The 19,677-nt window shown below is 53.0% G+C and carries 17 protein-coding genes; 4 read left to right on the forward strand and 13 right to left on the reverse strand.

Features of this window, described 5'->3' with window-relative positions; translation table 11 throughout:
• Positions 1-20: 20 nt before the first annotated feature.
• Positions 21-509 (reverse strand): FxsA family protein, encoded by a 489-nt coding sequence (locus tag BUA85_RS11040; protein ID WP_072901096.1) that lies wholly within the window; start codon positions 507-509, stop codon positions 21-23.
• Positions 510-621: 112 nt separating this feature from the next.
• On the opposite strand from BUA85_RS11040, the gene BUA85_RS11045 reads away from it, so the two are divergent.
• Genes BUA85_RS11045 through BUA85_RS11055 form a run of 3 tightly spaced genes read left to right on the forward strand, consistent with a single transcriptional unit; the run spans position 622 to position 2,875 of the window.
• Entirely contained in the window at positions 622-1,281 is a 660-nt protein-coding gene (locus BUA85_RS11045) for a Tim44/TimA family putative adaptor protein (protein ID WP_072901098.1), read from the forward strand.
• A complete protein-coding gene (gene mltA / locus BUA85_RS11050; protein ID WP_072901100.1) occupies positions 1,278-2,306 on the forward strand; it encodes a murein transglycosylase A in 1,029 nt (342 codons plus the stop codon). The genes BUA85_RS11045 and mltA overlap by 4 nt, the downstream gene beginning before the upstream one ends.
• 2 nt (positions 2,307-2,308) lie before the next feature.
• Positions 2,309-2,875 (forward strand): Smr/MutS family protein, encoded by a 567-nt coding sequence (locus tag BUA85_RS11055; protein ID WP_072901101.1) that lies wholly within the window; start codon positions 2,309-2,311, stop codon positions 2,873-2,875.
• Here BUA85_RS11055 and BUA85_RS11060 read toward each other — a convergent pair.
• The 12 genes from BUA85_RS11060 to regB all read right to left on the reverse strand — a co-directional run bounded on the left by BUA85_RS11060 (position 2,846) and on the right by regB (position 18,985).
• The gene (locus BUA85_RS11060; protein ID WP_072901103.1) at positions 2,846-4,084 is read right to left on the reverse strand and encodes an MFS transporter; all 1,239 of its coding nucleotides are present in this window, start codon (positions 4,082-4,084) and stop codon (positions 2,846-2,848) included. The two genes, BUA85_RS11055 and BUA85_RS11060, sit on opposite strands and share 30 nt — an antisense overlap.
• A 39-nt stretch (positions 4,085-4,123) precedes the next feature.
• The gene (gene hslU, locus BUA85_RS11065; RefSeq protein ID WP_072901105.1) at positions 4,124-5,434 is read right to left on the reverse strand and encodes an ATP-dependent protease ATPase subunit HslU; all 1,311 of its coding nucleotides are present in this window, start codon (positions 5,432-5,434) and stop codon (positions 4,124-4,126) included.
• Positions 5,435-5,445: 11 nt separating this feature from the next.
• Positions 5,446-6,510 (reverse strand): hypothetical protein, encoded by a 1,065-nt coding sequence (locus tag BUA85_RS11070; protein ID WP_072901107.1) that lies wholly within the window; start codon positions 6,508-6,510, stop codon positions 5,446-5,448.
• Positions 6,507-7,064, reverse strand: coding sequence for an ATP-dependent protease subunit HslV (hslV, locus tag BUA85_RS11075; RefSeq protein ID WP_072901482.1), 558 nt, complete (start codon positions 7,062-7,064; stop codon positions 6,507-6,509). Before hslV ends, BUA85_RS11070 begins: the two co-directional genes overlap by 4 nt.
• Before the next feature lie 110 nt (positions 7,065-7,174).
• Positions 7,175-7,495: a thioredoxin gene (gene trxA, locus BUA85_RS11080; RefSeq protein WP_072901483.1), complete on the reverse strand. Its 321-nt coding sequence runs from the start codon at positions 7,493-7,495 to the stop codon at positions 7,175-7,177.
• A 57-nt stretch (positions 7,496-7,552) separates the two neighbouring features.
• Positions 7,553-10,918 carry a double-strand break repair helicase AddA gene (gene addA / locus BUA85_RS11085; protein WP_072901108.1) on the reverse strand — a complete coding sequence of 1,122 codons (3,366 nt, stop codon included), beginning with the start codon at positions 10,916-10,918 and terminating at the stop codon, positions 7,553-7,555.
• Positions 10,915-13,866, reverse strand: coding sequence for a double-strand break repair protein AddB (gene addB / locus BUA85_RS11090; protein ID WP_083526258.1), 2,952 nt, complete (start codon positions 13,864-13,866; stop codon positions 10,915-10,917). The genes addA and addB overlap by 4 nt, the downstream gene beginning before the upstream one ends.
• Positions 13,841-14,542 carry a nucleotidyltransferase family protein gene (locus tag BUA85_RS11095; RefSeq protein WP_072901112.1) on the reverse strand — a complete coding sequence of 234 codons (702 nt, stop codon included), beginning with the start codon at positions 14,540-14,542 and terminating at the stop codon, positions 13,841-13,843. The genes addB and BUA85_RS11095 overlap by 26 nt, the downstream gene beginning before the upstream one ends.
• Positions 14,524-15,504 (reverse strand): aminoglycoside phosphotransferase family protein, encoded by a 981-nt coding sequence (locus tag BUA85_RS11100; RefSeq protein ID WP_072901114.1) that lies wholly within the window; start codon positions 15,502-15,504, stop codon positions 14,524-14,526. Before BUA85_RS11100 ends, BUA85_RS11095 begins: the two co-directional genes overlap by 19 nt.
• Positions 15,497-15,961 (reverse strand): tRNA (adenosine(37)-N6)-threonylcarbamoyltransferase complex ATPase subunit type 1 TsaE, encoded by a 465-nt coding sequence (tsaE, locus tag BUA85_RS11105; RefSeq protein WP_072901116.1) that lies wholly within the window; start codon positions 15,959-15,961, stop codon positions 15,497-15,499. The genes BUA85_RS11100 and tsaE overlap by 8 nt, the downstream gene beginning before the upstream one ends.
• Positions 15,962-16,142: 181 nt before the next feature.
• A complete protein-coding gene (locus BUA85_RS11110; protein WP_083526259.1) occupies positions 16,143-17,534 on the reverse strand; it encodes a PAS-domain containing protein in 1,392 nt (463 codons plus the stop codon).
• 65 nt (positions 17,535-17,599) lie between these two features.
• The gene (gene regB / locus BUA85_RS11115) at positions 17,600-18,985 is read right to left on the reverse strand and encodes a sensor histidine kinase RegB (protein ID WP_072901119.1); all 1,386 of its coding nucleotides are present in this window, start codon (positions 18,983-18,985) and stop codon (positions 17,600-17,602) included.
• A gap of 87 nt (positions 18,986-19,072) precedes the next feature.
• Between regB and BUA85_RS11120 the strand changes: the two genes are divergently transcribed.
• Positions 19,073-19,675, forward strand: coding sequence for an SCO family protein (locus BUA85_RS11120; protein ID WP_072901121.1), 603 nt, complete (start codon positions 19,073-19,075; stop codon positions 19,673-19,675).
• Positions 19,676-19,677: the final 2 nt, after the last annotated feature.

Genomic DNA, 19,677 nt, shown 5'->3' on the forward strand with positions numbered 1-19,677 from the left:
CTAAAGACCGGTCCTCAATGCTAATGCCGTGTCCAGCCGGATGGTTCATGCGTTGGCTTCTTTGTATCCCCAAGGTTTTCGAACTCACCGTCGATGACGGTGTCATTCGGATACTGGCGCTGCGGCTCTGTCGATTGGGCTGATCCCATTTGAAAATGGGTCACATGTGCTCGACTCTTTGTCCATTTGAAGACAGCGTTTCGAACTGGTGGGACCAGAAGCGCAAAACCGACGGCGTCAGTAAAGAACCCGGGCGTGATGAGGAGCGCGCCGGAAAACAGGATCATGGCGCCATGTGCCAAGGGTTCCGTGGGATCGTTCAGGTTCTCAAATGAAGACCTAAGGTTTGCCATCTCCCGCGCGCCTTGTCTTCGGATCAGCATCGAACCGGTGATTGCGGTGAGCACCACAAATGCAAGCGTGGGGAAAAGACCGATCAATCCACCTACTTGGATGAACAGGGCGATTTCAATCAGAGGTATGATTAAGAACAGCGCAAAGAACCACATAAGTCTTTCCTAACAAATGTTTCAGCTACCTAAGGTGGACTCACCTCCCAGCGTGACCTACATAAGAACAGTCGACGGGCGTTTCCATGCCTGTGAGTGAAATGAGGTCCAAATGAACTCTCCCATCATCCAGCTTCTTGTCCTTGCTGGTATTGCCTTATTCCTAATTTTGCGCCTCCGCGGTGTGCTGGGCACGCGCGAAGGTTTTGAACGTCCGCCGGTTCAAGCTGATCAACATAAGCGGGTGAAAGGGCCCGAGTTTGAAGTGATCGAAGGTGGTCCGGATCGTGACATTACGGATCATGTTGCCGAAGACAGCGATGCCGCGAAAGCGCTTGCTGAAATGAAGCGGGTTGATCCGTCCTTTAACGTCTCTGAATTCTTGCAGGGAGCACGCGGCGCCTATGAGATGATTTTGATGGCTTTTGAGAAGGGCGATCTGGCGAGCGTTACGCCATTCATCTCCGAAGACGTGTATGAAGCGCTGGAGTCCGTTGTTGATGATCGCATCAACAAAGGCCTCACCGTTGAGGCGACGTTTGTTGGTATCAGCGATCTTGGCCTGAAAGATGCCGAATTCGACAGTACGTCGAAAGAGGCTGAATTGACTGTCCGATTCACAGGCGAGCTGACCTATCAAGTGCGTGACAACGCTGGTGATATTGTCGAAGGCAATGCCAACGAGATTAAGCGCCAGAAAGATGTTTGGACGTTTGCGCGCGTGATGGGCACTGACGATCCAAACTGGCGGCTTGTCGCAACGGGCGAATGATTGCAAAGATTGCATTGGCGGCAACCCTTGTTCTAACGACCGCCAGTGCATCAATGTCCGACGTTACCTTTACCAAACGGTCGTTCGAAGACCTGATCGGGTGGGCCGATGATGATCATCAGGCTGCGGTTGAGGTGTTTCTCGAGACGTGTTCCGACATCAATCGACCAGAGTGGAATCGACTTTGTGCGATCGCGTTGGATCGACCGAATGCGAAAGATTTCTTTGAGCTTTTCTTTCAGCCCGTCGAAATCCGAGACGAGAACCCCACGCTTTTCACCGGTTACTTTGAGCCGGAGATTTCGGGCTCATTGGAGAGAACGGAAAGATACCGCTTCCCGATCTATGAGCTGCCGAGAGATTTGGTTCCCGGTCAGCGGTACGCCACGCGGCAGACGATTGAGGAAACCGGATTGCTTGCTGGAAAGGGTCTGGAGATCGCATGGTTGGAAGATCCCGTCGATCGCTTCTTTCTTCAAGTTCAGGGGTCGGGGCGGATCAAGTTACCTGATGGAGATGTTCTTCGCGTTGGGTTCGCTGGTAAGAACGGACATGAATATTCCTCCGTCGGGCAAGCATTGATCGCGCGCGGTGAACTGCAAGCCCATCAAGTTTCCGCCGATGCGATCCGGAACTGGGTCAGACGAAACCCCGAAGAAGGGCGGAGGCTGCTCTGGGTGAACGACAGCTATGTCTTTTTTCGTGAAGTGAACGAAGTTCCGGCCCGTCGAGGACCCCTAGGCGCGATGAACCGGTCGATTACTTCGATGCGCAGTATTGCCGTTGATCCAAGCATCAACATTCTAGGTGCTCCGATCTGGATCGAGAAAGATGGCGAAAACCCGCTGCAGCGATTGATGATCGCGCAGGATACAGGATCAGCGATCAAAGGGGCACAGCGGGCTGATATTTTCTATGGCACTGGGCTGACAGCAGGCATCGAAGCTGGCCGTATTCGTGACGGTGGGCGAATGATCATGTTGATGCCAATCGAATACGCGCTGGCAAAGTTGGGCGAAGACTAGGAATGAAGAAGCCAAGGCATTTGTCCTCGGACGAACGGGCGCTCTGGGACAGTGTTGCGCGGCAGACTGTTCCGATGACTCCGGACAAACAGGCCAAGGTGGCAGAAGAAAGTCCGGTACGAAAACCTGTTAAGCCGGCTGTTCCGATTTCTCCGTTTCGAGTTGGAGAAACGGCGTCTGCGACAGCCACTTTTGGGCAGCAGGTGGACCGCAAACCCAAAGTTGTTATGGATGCGGGAGCCTTCGCAAAACTGAAGCGCGGGAAGTTGACGCCGGAACGTCGGATCGACCTTCATGGTATGACACTGTCTCAGGCACATCCCGCTCTCATTCGGTTTATCATGGAGGCTCATACGGATCAGAAACGGTTGGTTTTGGTGATTACCGGCAAAGGAGATCGCAAAGATCCGAAAGGCCCTTTTGAAGTGCAGCGTGGGGTTTTGCGGCGGCAGGTGCCGATGTGGCTAAGCGCGCCGCCTCTGAATGCCTATATTCTGCAATCCGTGCCGTCGCACCAAAAGCATGGCGGTGATGGTGCATTATACGTGTACCTTCGCCGCGCTCGCTAAAGCGAGATTGCGCGGTAATATCATGATAAAACAGGTGATCAAAAACAGAAGGGCGACGCCGAGTTGCTGCGTCTCGAACGAGATACCCGCGTCGATCAAAAAACCGGTGAGACCAGGACCAACTGCTGACCCAGCAACCATCACCGCAGCAGCAGCGGCTTTGATCGAGCCGATGTATCTCGTTCCATAAAATTCCGACCAGCAGGCGGCCAAGACGGTTGCCTGCCCACCGCCTGCGATGCCCATCAAAATGACAGCAATTGCTGTTATGGCCACGCTTGCTGCAGCCCAATGAAATGTGAAGGCGATGACCAATGGGGCAAGGAAAAACGGCAGCAACCGAATGGCGCCGACGCGGTCGATCAGCCACCCATAGAAAACAGTTGAAATGGCCAATGCGATTGTTCCGAGCGGGAAGACCGAGACAAGCTCTAGGTGGGTCCATCCCTTGATTTCGGCGAAATGAGCTTGGTGAAACCAGAAGGCTGTTCCAAAGGCTGGAAACAGTGCAACGCCCGGGACCATAAGCCAGAACAATTTGTCAGAGATGGCGTCCTTCCGAGTCCAGTGATGCCCTTCCAATCCAAAGGCCTCTGTTTCGTTCGCAACGGCGCTGGGCGTTCGCTCCTTTGACAAAAGCCACCAAACTATCGGTATCAGGAACACGGTAAACCAAGCAAAACTGATCCAAAGCGTCCGCCAATCGACAAAAGATTTGAGCCAAACGAGTGTAATTGGCATCGTCGCTTCGCCGAACATGAACCCTAGCGATGCAATCGCAATCGCCCGCCCCCTTGTGGCTGTGAACCAACGCGACATCGCGACAATTGCCATATGAGCTGCCATGCCTTGGCCCGCAAAACGTAGCAAAAAGATGATGCCCGCCAACATTGGGAGGGTTGTTGCGGTGGCAAGGCTTAGACACCCAATCACCAAAAGACCCATGACCAAAATACTGAGCGATCGGATGCGGTAGGTATCAGCGAGCGTGCCCGCATAAACCATGACAATGGCCGACAGACCTGTGCTGACCATGTAGATCAGCCCCCAGTCCCCATTGGTCAGCCCAAATTCATCGCGGATTTCTGCGCCAAAGATTGAGATGAAATAGGTCTGACCAAGCCCCGAGATGAAGGACAAAAGAAAACCCGCCGCCAGAAACGATAGGTTCTCTTTGATAAATTGAAGGTAGCCAGACGGGGTGCTCATACCGCCTTTGATGATCCGATTTAGGAGATCATGAAAGCCCTAAAGCACGTAACGGCTTACGTCAGTTGATCGGGCTAATTCGCCAAGGTGTTCTTCGACAAACGCGGCGTCGATCACGATCTCGTCGCCGGATCGATCTGGCGCTGTGAACGACAAATCCTCAAAAACCCGTTCGATAACGGTGTAGAGCCGCCGTGCGCCAATATTCTCGACCGACTCGTTTACCTCGGCTGCGATCTTGGCCAAGGTCGCGATCCCACTTTCGTCAAAGGAAACCGTGACGTCTTCCGTCTTCATCAACGCTGAATATTGCAGCGTTAGTGCATTGTCTGTCTCGGTCAGAATGCGGACAAAATCCTCTTCCGTTAAGGCGCGGAGTTCCACTCGGATCGGAAGGCGCCCTTGAAGCTCCGGTAGGAGGTCGGATGGTTTTGCTACGTGGAATGCACCGGATGCAATGAAAAGGATGTGGTCCGTTTTGATCGGGCCGTGTTTGGTGCTGACGGTGGTGCCTTCGATCAGTGGCAGCAGGTCACGTTGGACACCTTCGCGACTGACGTCTGCGCCGCGTGCATCTGCCCGCGCGCAGACTTTGTCGATTTCGTCTAGAAAGACGATGCCGTTCTGTTCCACAGCTTCCAAAGCTGCCTTAGTGACGGTTTCATCGTCTAGCAATTTGTCCGCCTCTTCTGCCAACAAGGCTTCATAGCTTTCCGCGACTGTCATCCGTTTCTTGACGGTTCGGCCACCCATCGCTTTGCCGAACAAATCGCCAAGGTTCATCATGCCGCCCATACCTGCACTAGGTTGGCCGGGGATTTCGAAGCCGCGCAAAGGGTTTGAGGTGTCGGTCAACTCCAGCTCGATCACGGTGTTATCAAGCTCACCAGATTTCAGCTTCCGACGGAACATCTCGCGCGTTGAGTCTCGTGCATCGGTTCCTGCAACGGCTGAAATCACGCGGTCTTCTGCCGCTTCCAACGCTTTGGACTTTACGTCTTCCCGCATGTGTTCACGTGTCTCAACAATCGCCGCTTCAACCAGATCACGGATGATCTGTTCGACGTCCCGGCCGACATAGCCAACTTCGGTAAACTTCGTCGCTTCGACCTTGATGAATGGGGCGCGGGCCAGCTTTGCCAAGCGGCGCGAAATCTCGGTTTTACCTACACCGGTTGGCCCGATCATTAGGATGTTCTTTGGATAGACCTCATCGCGTAAATCTTCGCCAAGTTGCTTGCGCCGCCAGCGGTTTCTGAGCGCGACTGCAACCGCACGCTTTGCATCTTTCTGGCCAATGATGAACCGGTCGAGTTCGGAAACGATTTCACGGGGAGTTAGGTCAGTCATAGCAGTCCTGTCTAAACAGATGGTGGGAGGCGGTGAACCGGAACGAAAGACGGCAGCACCTTTAGGAGGCGTGCACGAATGCGTTCCCAAAATGCACCGAGCAAGAGGAGGGCGATGCCAAGGATTAAGATCGTCGTTGCCGCACCTTCGCCACCGAAAACAGTCGCGGCTAGGGCGACAACGTAGCCAATTGCGGCGATCAAGAAGGATCGGCGGTCGATGATGATTGCGATCAGAGCGAAGACAAACAGCACAAGCGCCAAGGCCAAATTCGTACTGGTTGACTCAGAAGCCAAAAGCGACAGCGCAATCGTGTTCACGAGTGCTGGAGCCGCAACAACGTGAAGCCAAAACGCATTTGCTGATCGGCGTGTCACCCGATGCGGGTCGCTCATGTCAAAAATCATCGCGACGACAAAGACACCGATGCCGAGTGCGAGGGTGATCCATGCAAAAGGCCCGCCCGCAGAGAGGAGGAACATTTCTTCGAATGAAGAGGGTGTCCCACTTTGGCTCGCGGCGACAAGCATGGCCACGATGAAAAGACCAACGGCAATCATTGCCATCGCAAACGGAACTCTGAACCGGAACCAATAGATGAAGAGCGCGAACGTCCCCAAGGCAAAAGGCAAAGGAAGACTGCTGAAATCTTCCTGCGCCACCATGAAGGGTTGCGCAAAATAGGCTGTGAGACTGAAAGCCGCGTTCAGTGCAAAAAGTATGGAAAGCGCGATTGCTGGTGCGACCATCCTCCGACGACGGATAAAATACTCAGACAGTAGCCATAAGATTACCGTCCCCACCAACCCGAAGGGAATTGCCGCTTGCTGAGGGTTATTGATGGAATCCGCATAGGCCACGGCGCTGATGCTCGTCCAACCAACAGTGAGTATGCACAGACCAATAACGATGAAGATTTCATTGAACCCCTTGAAAAGTTCGAAAGGTTCATCGCCAGCCGCAAGGTTTTCTCGGGCACCACGGCGGCTGTGGGACAGCGTCAATAAGGACGCAGCCTGTTGTTCGCTCACGATCCCGGCGCTGACAGCGGCCTTTAGGTCGTCTTGTTCAATCATGCTTTGATGGACTCGACCGTCAAGTTGCCATTTGTGTAGACGCAAATGTCAGACGCAATCGCCATCGCTTCGCGTGCGATTTCTTCGGCTGGTTTATCGGTCGACATGAGTGCGCGCCCAGCGGCCAAGGCGAAGTTGCCGCCCGAACCGATGGCAGTGACATCATGTTCAGGTTCTAAAACGTCGCCCCCGCCTGTGATGACGAAGAGCTCTTTGCCATCGCTGACGATCAGCATCGCTTCTAGTTTTTGAAGGTATTTGTCTGTCCGCCAGTCTTTGGCGAGCTCGACAGATGCCCTTGCCAATTGACCGGGCGTTGCTTCGAGCTTCTTTTCCAGACGCTCCAGTAAGGTGAAGGCATCGGCAGTTGATCCGGCAAATCCGGCGATCACCTCATGCCCGCCGGGCTTAAGACGCCGCACTTTTCTTGCAGTTCCTTTGATGACGGTTTGGCCAAGGCTCACTTGCCCGTCGCCTGCGATGACAACTTCGCCGCCTTTTCGCACACCGATGATTGTGGTGCCGTGCCAGCCTGGAAACTCTTCCTGCGCCATGATTTTATCCTTCATCTGTCGGACCCTATATGGCGATGGGTGCGCGCATCGGCAAGGTTCAACAAAAAAGGGCGCCGCGACGGCGCCCTAGATTGTTTTTTGGTGATGTCCTAGACAGACTCTTCAATCCAGCCTTGCAAAGCTGCTTTTGGCGCAGCGCCGGCACGGTTGGAAATCACTTCACCGTCTTTGAAAATGAAAAGAGCAGGGATGCCGCGAACGCCCATTTGTGCAGGGGAGTTCGGGTTTTCGTCTACGTTGACTTTGACGATTTTGACCTTGCCGTCCATCTCGTCAGAGAGTTCTTCAAGCGCTGGGCCGATCTGCTTACATGGGCCACACCACTCCGCCCAGAAGTCAACGACAACTGGAATGTCGGACTGGCGCACTTCGGCGTCGAATGTTGCATCGGATACTGCGACTGTTGCCATTGTGGCCTCCAAAAATATCTTTTCAGGATGCGAAAGTATGAACGCTTCGCCCAATGGTCAAGGCGTGTTCACGCGGGCGAGTGCGCTTGAAACAAGATCGTTGGAGAGATCGAAAATTTCGGCCGTTTCTGTCCAAAGGATCGCGGTTTTGATTTGCTTGTCGGGATAAATTTGCGAGAGCGCTTCGGCATAGGCCCCCATCTGGCGCAGGATACCTTCGGGTGTTTCGGAAGCCGACGTTGGTGTGGTGGAATTTGATTTGAAATCGACGGCGGTGATGGTTTCATCCTCGATGACGAGGCGGTCGATGATCCCATGCATCCGAGCGCCATTGAGCGTTGGCAAATTTGTGGAGATTGGGACTTCTTTGATGGCGTTTGGTGCAAAAATCCAGCTCAGTTTTTGATCATCCAAAAGCGCGATTGTCTGATCAATGTCGCTTTGGTTCAAAACTGGACCGTCCGGATGATTTGCTAAAATTTTCGTCGCGAACTTGCTGCGCTCGTCAGCGGGCACTCTTGTCATATTTTCGAGCAGATGGTGGATAGCACGACCTCGGGCAAGACCGTCTTCCTCAGAATGGGGTTCACCAGCCAGTGCTTTCGCGCCACCGAGGTCGGAGGGCGATAGGGTTTTGGTTGGCATGCTTGGCTCGATAGATTGCAAAGTTGGAAGCGGTGCGCTGGAGGTGTTCGCTACCTTGTTTTGGAGCGTCGGCGTTGTGTGCCAATCGCCAAATTCGACCCGCTTTATTACTTCTCCGTTGCGAACGATCTCGAAGCGATCCGCGTGATCCAAAGCGGCATCGACAATCGCGTACCAACTGCCCTTGTCGATGTTTGATTGCCCGGCCCCACAGACGATCAGCCAATTCTCTGCCCGCGTCATCGCGACGTAAAGCAACCTCATCCGCTCATTTTCTTGCGCATCTTTTATTGCGCTCAACCCGTCCTGAAGCGCGCTTGGCGTTTCATCGCTAGCTGGCTTCCAGTGAATTTGGCCGTCGAACTTAACAATCGCATCTTGCAGCCGGTTTTGGCGATCGGCTGTGTCAGGCAGGATAACTATGGGCGCTTCGAGGCCTTTGGCGCCGTGCACCGTCATCACGCGAATTTCGTCGGACTGACTGTCGCTTTGGCGTTTGATCTCCGTCATCTCGGATTCGAGCCAGCATAGGAAGCCCGTCAGGCTTGGCGTTCCCTTGGATTCATAATTGATGGCTTGGGTTAGAAGCGCGTCGATCCCATCCGCGGCTTCCACCCCGAGCCGTCGGAGCAACTTTCGTCGGCCGTCGTGGCGAGTTAGAAGGCGTTCAATGATCTCGTAGGGTCGCAGGAAATCCGATTTGGATCGGAGGTCATTCAGAACACCCAATGTTTTAGGATGCTCAGTTGAATTTCGCAGTGCTTGCCAAAGATGATCTTCGGTGCGGTGGTAGGCCAAGGCGTACAGGTCCTGTTCCGACCAATCGAACAGTGGAGACTTGAGCGCATTCGCAAGCGATAGGCTGTCTTCCGGTAGCGCTAGGAAACTGAGGATCGCGCAAATGTCCTTCACCGCAAGTTCAGCGTTGAGTTGGAGCCGGTCTGCACCCGCAACTTTCAGACCCTTCGATTTGCAGGCGCGAATGATCTCATTGAACAGGTCAGATCGGCGCTGCACGAGGATCAGGAAATCGCCCTCGGTGATTTTGCGGTAGCCAATCTCACCCGTATCGCGGTTTTTGACTGGCAGGATTTCTTGCGCAATTGTCTTGCCAATTTCATCCGCGATTTGTTCTGCGAGGCGGACATCGTGATGGGATTCTTGCAGAGTATCGATGGGTTCAAACCAATCTTGACCGTATTCCGCATCGTCTGATTTCTCGATTAACGGCCATATGTCGACCCGCCCCGGAAGATCATCGTTGAAGGCAAAATGGGCCGCAGTTCCGCCAATCGCATCGCCACGATCCCCTTGGAACACATGGTCAACAATGTTGAGGATTGCGGAAGACGAGCGGAACGAATGCCGAAGTTCTGGCGTTTGAAGTGGCGTTTGAGCCTCGTTCAATGCTTGGTCAAAATGTGCGCGCATTCTGTCGAATTCTTTCGGGTCTGCGCCTTGGAACGAATAGATCGATTGCTTTTTGTCACCCACGACGAAGACCGTGCGCTTTTGATTTTCGCGCGCGGAGGCGCCGCTGGAGAACTCTTGTGTGAGCGCTTCGATCACGGACCACTGGATCGGGCTGGTGTCTTGCGCTTCGTCCACAAGCAGATGGTCGATACCGCCATCGAGCCGGTACAAGACCCATTGCGCGACTTTGGAATCCTTCAGAAGGAAGAGGGTCTTTTCGATTAGATCGTCAAAATCTAACACGCCACGCTCGAGCTTTTTGGCCTCATAGATTTGCACAAAGAGCGACCCAAACTGGTGCAGGGTTTGCGCGCGTTCGAAAGCAAGGAAAGAAAGCCGTTGTTCACGCGCATCGGCAACGCTTTCCATGAACTCATGGACGGTTTCGACAAGGTCTGGATGCGCCTTTTGAATCGGTTTGGTTGGAAAGCGATCCACTCTGGCTGCAAATGGGGCTTTCGCTTTATCGCCGTAGAGAAACACATCTTCGAGGTCACGGAGCGTCGAAAGATCAGGGGATTGGCTGCAAATGGGGTCCAGTTTCGCAGCATCTTTTTGATCGTTTTTGCCGCTGGTTCTCAGGACGGTGATAAGGTCCGATAGCGTCTTTTTCCAACCCGGTTCAAACACGGCTTCGATCAGATCAGACACCTTGAAATCAGGCCGGACGCTCAGATCTCGGCGGAGTCCTGCTTCATCAAACGGCGCCAAAAAGTACCTGCTCTCCTTCGATATCGCGGCGGTAAGCTTCAATAATTCTACGCTTGGGAACCGATCTAGCACCCTGCGCAAAATGTCTTTGTTCGGCCCTTCGGCGATGTCGTCCAAACACTCTTCTTGCAACAGTTCGGCCGCGGTCTCGTCCAGTTCGACAAACTGGGGGCTGACGCCAGCCTCAAGCGGGAACCGCCTTAGAACGCTGGAACAGAAAGAGTGGATCGTTTGTATTTTCAAACCACCGGGCGTTTCGATAGCGCGCGCGAACAAGCACCGCGCTTCAGAAAGGCTGATCTGTCCCGATTTATCATCAGCACCCAGCCGTTGGAGATCTTTACGCAGATCAGCATCAGATAACATTGACCACGCCCCAAGCCGTTGGAACAGCCGGTTTTGCATCTCGGAGGCGGCGGCTTTGGTGTAGGTGAGGCAGAGGATGTTTTGCGGGCTGACGCCATCAAGCAAAAGCCGTGCCACGCGATCCGTCAGAACCCGCGTTTTGCCAGAACCTGCGTTGGCCGAAAGCCATGTGTTTCGATGCGGATCGGCCGCATCGACTTGGTTTTGAGAGGCGGCATCCCGGATCATTTCACAGGCTCCGGTTTTGCATCGTCACTGACGCTCCATTCCCCGAAGCGCGACAGGTGGTCGTAGTTTCCAATGTCCGATTTCTTGAACATCGCGATGCGGGCGGAATATCCGCGATCTTGGTCGTTCCAATTGGTGATGAGCTTGAGAAGGTCCGCCCAAACTTGGTCCGCAGACACTTCATCCAATGGCGCGTCGACGGCGGCGACTTTTGACCCGATGCCAAGGAACTTTGCCTCTTTGACGGCGGTTGCGGTGATCCTTTCAAAGGCCCCACGCTCCTGCATCGCGGCCTCCAATAGCAGCTGTTTGTCAAAATGGCGCTGTTGCGGTTTGGACGGAAGGCTACCCGTTTTGTAATCGTAAATCGCGGCGAGACCATCGTTGGTCAGGTCGATGCGGTCGGCAATACCGACGAGCGTGAAATCGGGAAGATCGGATGACAGTTTGCCGCGAACTTCTGTGTAGCCTTTTGTTCGTTGATCCTGACGCTTGGCCTCCTGCGTAAGGAAGGCGGGAATGATCGACTTCAGGCGGCTTTCCCATTGTAAGCGGACGTGAGGCCAAGGGCAGCCTTTGAGCAGAACCTTCTCTGCGATTTTCAGAAGCTCGTCTTCCGCATCCGCTGTTAGCCCGGCCTCGGTGAAATGCTGCAAAATCTTGTGAAACAGCACGCCGCGCAACTGGTATTCTTGGCGAACCGAAAGCTGGTTCAACGGACGCAAACGCAGCAACGCTTCAGCGTAGATTGCGTAAGGATCACGGATCAGGGTTTTGATCTTGGTGACGGAAAGTTGCTTTGGTCGATGATTGATGGGTGGTTGCGGGGACGGACGATGCGTTGGGTTCGGTTGCTCTGTTACGCTAAGCTGGCTTTCCGCCGCTTGAACCCAGACATTCCCCCGCTCTTTCATTTCATCTAGCGCTTTGGGACCGTGATTATTGGGCAAGCCGGATAGAAGGTTCGCAAGGCGATTGACCCAACGCGATGGAACAGTGTCTGAATCTGCCGTTCTGACCGACCGCGAAATCACCACTTCTTTTGAAGACAACGCCTGTTGGTAATCATGCGCGGAGAGGCCGATCCTTCGATCTGGCGACAAAAGCCCAACGTCTTTTCGCATCTGACGATTGAGCCATGGGTCTGGATTTGGGGCAGGTGGCCAGACGCCGTCGTTCAACCCGCCGAGGATCACAAGGTCGGCGGATTGAACCCTCGATTCCAAGGTGCCAAGGATCAAAAGATCTGGCCGACCTTCATCGTGATTGCGAACGGTTTCGTTTGCCAGATATCCGCGGACGAGGTTCGTGTAGTCCCGAAGCGAAACAGCGCCGGAGGACTGCGCTGCTTCGGTAAGTGAAGTGATGGCTTGTTCCACCGAGCGACCTTCGGCTTCTAACCAAAGCTCGCCCATTTCGGATGAGTCCGGTCCAGCAGAAAGATATTCGGCAATGGCAATGTGGTGGCGAAGGTAGTCTTCAAGGGGCGCGTTAGGTGACACTGTGTTGTCGAATACGGCTTTCTTCAACCAGCCCAACCAAACAACGATTTCGGGGTCTGAATTTCTGCGTCTTTCAGCAAAATCACCTAGCGTTTCTACGTCGACGCTCACTTTGCCCGAACGCCTGAGCAAAAGCTCCAACTCGCGGGTCCGTAAAAGATGTTGGCCGCGGTCCATGTTGCCGGTGTGAACGATGGGGTGTTTGAGTAGCGTTACCAGTTTTTCCGCCGTCATCGGTGGGAGGAACAGATCCATAACTTGGCACAGCAATCGCCCGGGCGGTGTGAGCGTCAGTGGAACACCCGCGCTGTCATCGGGCACCAAATCCCAGCGATCCAAAGCGGCTGCAACTTGACGGGTGAGATTTCGGTCGGGCGAAATGAGCGCGACTGTTTTTTGTTCTTGAAGCGCATAGCGCATCCGGATCGCGATGGCCTCTGCCTCGACTCGTGGTGATGGCGCTTCGATCAAGGACAGGGTTTCTGTAGCAACGGTCAATTCGCCGAGCTTAGGGCCTTCTTCAAGCCAAGCATCTGTGACAGGAGCCGGTCGCAAAGAGAGCGAAATTAGATCGTTGAGTGGGCTGTGTTGCGCTGGGCAAGACGACCATTGTTCGACGTCTACAACACTCAAGTCCATCTCTTGGAGGAAATTCCAAAACCGAAACTGTGGATGATCTTCTTGGATCGAAGAACCATCTTTTCCGAGTTCCGGCCACACATCCGCCGGCATCGCCCAATCGAACCCTGGCAATAGAACTGCGCCATGCGGAAGGGCGGCGACGGCTTTCATAAGAATGCGCGTTGTTTTCCGTGAACCAGTCGATCCCAAAACGATGACAGGATGATCGGGCGGGTTGTCTGCCCAATGCTCAATCTGTCGTTCGACCGCTTGCTGTTGCAAGGCACCGGCAATTTGGCCTTGATCCAAAATCGGCTCTACGATTTTGAGGAAATCCAAAGCACGGGACCAGTGGCCGGATTGGTCAGTAATGTCCAGCGATTTCAGGTCTTCGAAACTTACCCCTTCCTCGGCCATTTCATCGAGCAAGCTGACGAGGCTGTCGGTCAAAGGAAAGAGCGAGGACTTGGGTGCAATATCGGGCGCTGCATCCAAAAGCGATGAGATCAGGCGCGAAATTTCGAGTTTCAGTTGCAGCGCATTTGGTGCGGTTTCGGCACCGCTAAACAACGGGTCGGAGCTGATGTCGGTCAGCAATTTAATTCTTGGGACAAGGGAATCTGGCCCGCGGTCAAACGCCTCTCGTAAGCTTCTTTGCATACGCGCCGTGTTGACGAAAACCTCGGACTTGGCGATTTGAACGGGCGAAAGCCCTTCGCAGAAATCATGGAACCCACTTGCGAATGCCTCTGCTACATTCGTTCCAAGAGGCAGGCCGTAGATTTTGGATTTTGGGCGATCACTCATCAGAAGCGATAATGCCATTTAGCATATCTTCGGCAAGTGGAATTGCTTCGGGATAGCCAACATCGCACCAGTGGCCGGGGTAAACGGCGCCGAAAAGTGTACCGTCCAAAATCTGCTGATCCCAGATTACGTTGGACGAGAATTTCTTGGCATTCATTTCTGCGTAAAGCGCGGTTTGAGTAATTTGCAGTCCTGTAAAAATGTATCGTGACCCTCGAATGAGTCGGCCGTCTGCGGTCATGTCAAAATCGCCAGAACCTTTGTGGCCCACAACTGTGCTTTTCTCTGCAACAAGTAAGAGCGCGGCCATACTTGAATGCCAGTGGCTCAGAGCAAAGCGTGTCGGATTTGAGCCGGACCAAACAGCGTCGGAGTTCAAAGTCGCCGTCACCTCCGAATCCAAGAGAGGCAGTGCGTTCTTCAGACCCCCTCCAGTTTCAAGGAGCTGAGTTTCATCGGAGAAGAGAACAGGTCGTTCGAAAGGATGGGTGTGAATTTGAGAAGCCTTGAATTGAGTGTTTACGACGATTTTTGAGATATGCTCTGATGCAGCAGCATCCATCGCGTGATCTATTAGGGCGCGGCCTGCCACCTTGATCAAAGGCTTGGGTTGGTCCTTCGTGAGCTCCCTCATCCGAGTGCCCATCCCGGCGGCATAGATCAACATGGGTATGTTCAATTTTTGATCTCCCATGAGGCGAAAAGCCTTTCGGTAGGTTTAGGGAAATGCTCAAAGACGAGGTCTCGAAGTTCGCTGAATTCTGGCGGCGCTAGATCTTCCATCAAAAGTTCCCAAGTACGGGAAAGAAACTGAAGGTATCTTGCCTTTCCCTCTTCCCGAATGAGCCGACCGAACACGCCTAAAATTCTCAGGTTACGCTGGATCGCAAGGCAGTGAAGTTGAAGGTCAAAATCGTGAGTCAGGTCATAATGTTCCTTATACAGGGCTGTCATTTTGCCTTGCGTTTCCAACGATACCCGCCCGCGTACGTCTCGCAAAAGGGATATCAGATCGTATCCTTTCGGGGCATAAAAAGCGTCTTGATAGTCGAGCAAACCAACTTTTCGATCTGATGTTTGATCATCACGCCAGATGACATTCTCTACATGGAAATCCCTTAAGGCGAGGGTTCGCTCGGTGTCGCAATATTTCTCAAAATAACCTTCGACCAAGGCGGAGATTTCAGCGCCTAATTCAAGCGCATCTGCGTAGCTTATGGCAGCGATAGTCGTCATTTCGCCAGCGGTGCTGTTGGTCAGAACTGGTAGGTCGGGGATGATCAGTGTTTCGACTTTTAAGAGAGCGTTCAGTATCTCTTTATAAACCTCAACTTCGCGGAAGGGCTCTGATTGAAGAACGTCTCGAGCCGTCCTTTTACCTAAATCACGGAGGATGAGGTAGCCTTGATCGAGGTCAAACCCTAGGATTTCCGGAGCGACTAGGTCGGCAGCTAGCAGATGTTCCGTAACGTCGACGAAAGTTGGGGTCTTTGGATTAGATGAGGGAGGCGCGTCCATTAGAATGAGGCGATCTTTCCCGCTTGAGAACTTGTGATAGGTCCGTTGCGACGCATCGCTTGGCAATTTTCTTAAATCGGTTGGTTCGAAGCCAGCTTCGTTGAGAAATTTGAGAGGATTTAACCGCAACTCAGACATCGAGCGATGCTAGTCTCTCAGCCCAGGACTGATCACCAAAAAACCTGATCGAGCGAGTGTCGCCTTCAACCTGAAACGACACTTGCAGCGCAGAGAATGGTACTTCTTCGCCCAATCGGTCGGGCCACTCTATCAACGTTATCGAATTGGCGAAAGCTAGATCTAACCCAAGTTCCACGATTTCGTCAGGTGATGTGAGGCGATAGAGGTCACAGTGCCAGATTTCACCGATGTTGGAGTCGTAAGTTTGAACAAGTGTGAAGGTCGGCGAGGGGACATCAATATTCGATCCCACCGCCTCTCGAATGAAGGTGCGTGCAAAAACGCTTTTTCCGGCCCCTATGTTACCTTCCAATAGGAGGACGTCCCCTGCCTTGGCAATTGATACAAATTGCCTTGCCAAGACTTCCGTTTCTTCGGGGCTATTGGACTGGAAGGATGCGATGGGGGAGGACATGTCCGCAACCTATCTGGTTAGGCATCCTTCGCAACTAGAATTGCGGCTTACTATCTTACTGCGCGCTCCAGAACTTTGGGTGTTTTCAGGACCGCAGCTTTCTTATGGGTGAGATCGAAGCATCTGAACCCACCTTTCATGGGGCGACACCTTAGTTCGAAAGATCGGCCGTCATTTAGACTTACGCCGATGCCGGTCGAACGCGCGACGGATAGGTCTTTATGGTCAGTTTTCTGCCAGGAATGGTTTTGCTATTTAAGAATTCCAGAAAATCAAAAATGTTGCCGATCGTGCCTATCGGTCCGATGGTTTTGGCTGTGACGCGCTCATTATTGGTGATGAAACGTCCGTCAGCGGAGAAGAGAAACGTCGGTTTATCCACCAATTCAAACAGGTCTTGGTAGAGGGTCACTTCTGTGCGGTATCTGCGAGCAAGCGCCAATTCCGAACTTACATCCTCGATCAGCAATGCAATCGATCCTGTGTGATAAGGACGCGCCGTAACCCTTAGGCTCTGACCGTCCGCCAATGTCCAAACGGATTCGTAGGTTCCGCCCTCGGCGGCCCTTTCTATTTTGCGAATGGTCTCTCTTAAATCCTCAAAGTCTTTTGGTTCAGGCGTTTTCCCTTTCTGTCGCATCTCTTCGACGAGCCGCAAAAGCGTTGGCTTGCCGGTTAAGAACACAGGGTCCAAGCCCGAGAGTTCCGAAATAGATGGGTTGTAGATTGAGAGCTGTCTGTTTTCGTCAAAAATCGCAAAGCCAATGGAAAGCTGTGCAAAGATCTGAACAAAGGTCCGAAGCGAAGTGGTTTGCGCTTTTCGGGCTTCAACGGTTTCCGTGGCGTCGATCGCGATATGAAGGTCGCCATCATCCGTCGGGATGCTTGTCACTTTAAACCAGTGGTCTTGCCCGTTGCTGTCGATATGCTGAAAGGATTCGTTTGATCCGACCAAATGCTTCGATGTTGCATGGGTATGAGAAAACAATGACATCTGACTAACAGCCGGATCGTCGTCTGTTTGAATTCTCGCCAACTTTGCAGAAGCGTCTTGGTATTGCCTATTTGCCCATAAGATTTGCCCACTGGAATGTTGCCTCCAGATCATGCCGGGCAACTTATCCATGAATTCGCTTAGGCTTTGAACACGAGCTGCCAACAAGTCTTCTTGTACGGTTTTGCCGAGCGAGTTGGGGTTATAAAGGAAGCGGATCGAAATGCGCTCTCCCGATCTGGCGATTGCTAGGTCGGATACGCCGGTGGTAACGTGTTCCAAAGTGGCGGACTCGAGACTTTCTAAACTGTCCCACGTCATTTCGAGATCTGGATATTCGTCTTCGCAAAGCAGGATGAGGTTCCGTTTGTCGCAACCAAACGTGTCTAGACCGGCCAAAAGGTCCTTTCCGGTCGGCGTCGCATCAATGAGTTCTTCGCCCTCGAACAAAAAAGCCGTTCGCGCCGGAATTTGATTGGCCGCGTCATTCGTAACGGAGACTCGACGCCTATTTGCGAAGAGCATTCCAGCGCAGAAGCATATAAGCGACGCTAAAATTAGAAGTACGGAATCTACCATCACCCAGACCGACAAATTTTAGCTAAATTTGTTCCGCCAAGGTTAAGTTATGATTAATCCGTGGTTCAGGGCAAGTTCAGTTCGTTCTCGCCCAATGCGCTGCCGATGTTTGCCCGCCCCATCTCAATCGACGCCCTCGGCCAAGTGACCGTAACGATCGCGCCAACATGTTCGTTTCCGGACCCGACCTGATCTCCGTTGACGAAAACGAGTTCGGCCGCACTTCTTTCCAACAACGTTTTAGCGATGAACAACCCCAATCCCATCCCTTCGTAGTTGGGTCTATTTCTAAGGTCTTGGCTTTTCCTTCGGCGACGAACGAAAGGGTCGCCGATGCGACCAATTACTGACGCAGGAATGCCTAGCCCATCATCGGCGATGCGAACTGTGATCTCGTTGCTGGTCCATGAAATATCAATCTCGACCCGCTCGTGCGCGAAATCGACCGCGTTTTGTATCAGGTTCCGCAGCCCATGGATGATTTCTGGACGGCGCATGATTGAGGGCTGGGCGAGATGAGACTCCGCCTCCGGGGCCGCGTCAAACAGGACGGTCTTGCCGCGATTCATGTGCGGTTCGGCAGCTTCACGCACCACAGCTTCGAGGGGCGCGGTCCGCAGGTGAACGTCATCTTTCCCCGCGCGGCCCATCGAATGCAAGATTTCTCGGCACCGTTCGGCTTGTTCCGCGATCAGTTGCACGTCCTCGTTGAGATCTTTGCGATCTTCCAGCTCTTCGGCCAATTCGGTGCTAACAAGTTTAATCGTTGCAAGTGGTGTCCCAAGTTCGTGCGCAGCCGCAGCGACCACTCCACCAAGGTCAGTTAGCTTTTGTTCTCTAGACAGCGCCAATTGAGTCGCTACCAGTGCGTCGCCCATTGCTTGCATTTCAACCGTGATTTGTCGGGCGTAGCCAGCAAGAAAAATCACACCAATTGTCATTGCGACCCAAAACCCAAACCCGAAGAGGATTGGGAGCTCGAGGACAGCGCCATCTGCGTCGCGTATTGGAATACTGTTCTGACTTAAGACCGCGATACAGAAGAGTGCGGCGGCCACAACAACAAACATACTGCGACGGTGAAGGACTGTCGCGGAAATGGTCACAGGTGCCAGAATGAGCAGCATGAAAGGGTTGTTGATGCCGCCGGTTAGATAAAGAAGGAGCGACAACTGAATAATGTCGAACAACAACATCAAAGTCGCTTCTCGCTCTGTTAGCCTTCGGTTCTCAGGATAGAGAAAACTGGAAAACAGATTTGCTAGGATCGAGCTGCCAACAACAAGGACGCAGGGGCCAACTTCGATCTGCAAATCAAAGACGTAGACAGCCACCAAGATCGCCATGATCTGGCCTGTGATCGCGAACCAACGCAGCGTGACCAAAGTACGCAATCTAACCCAATTGCTCCTTTGGTTTTCCTGGATTATCTGGAACTGAGTTTCGTTCATCGCGGCCTTGTGAGTTTAGGATGGGCTTTGCCCTTGTTAATCGGGGTGCGACATTCGATCAATGCGACCAAATATTGGGATAGGTCAATGGATAAGAAAATCGCCATCATTTCCGCCACTGCCCTAGGGGCGTTGCTACTGGGTTCGGTCGCTTTTATTCTGAGAGGCAGTGCTTACGCGTCGGCCTGTTCAGCATCAGTGGTTGCGGGCGGAGCTATTGGTGGACCGTTCACGCTGGTTGATGAGTCAGGTGTAGAAGTGACCGATCAGGACGTGATCGACGCACCATCGCTTATCTATTTTGGCTATACGTTTTGTCCTGACTTCTGCCCGTTAGACGCGCAGAGAAACGCGGTCACATCAGATATACTGGCGGACCAAGGGCTCGATTTGAACACTGTATTCATCACAATCGACCCTGCGCGAGACACACCAGAAGTGTTGGCCGAATATACCGATAATTTTCATCCTGACATGGTTGGCCTGACAGGCTCTGACGAGCAAATCAAAGCCGCCGCGAATGAATACAAGGTGGTCTACAGCCGCGCGGATGATGATCCTGAGTTCTACTTGATGAACCATTCCGTTTTTAGCTATTTCGTGACGCCGGAGGATGGTTTCGTCGATTTCTTCAAGAATGATGACACTCCCGAAGCCGTTGCAGAGCGGATTGCCTGTCATATTGGTTAGGT

Origin of the sequence: Cognatiyoonia sediminum (assembly GCF_900129845.1) — a bacterium.
In the GTDB taxonomy this organism is placed as follows: Bacteria; Pseudomonadota; Alphaproteobacteria; order Rhodobacterales; family Rhodobacteraceae; genus Cognatiyoonia; species Cognatiyoonia sediminum.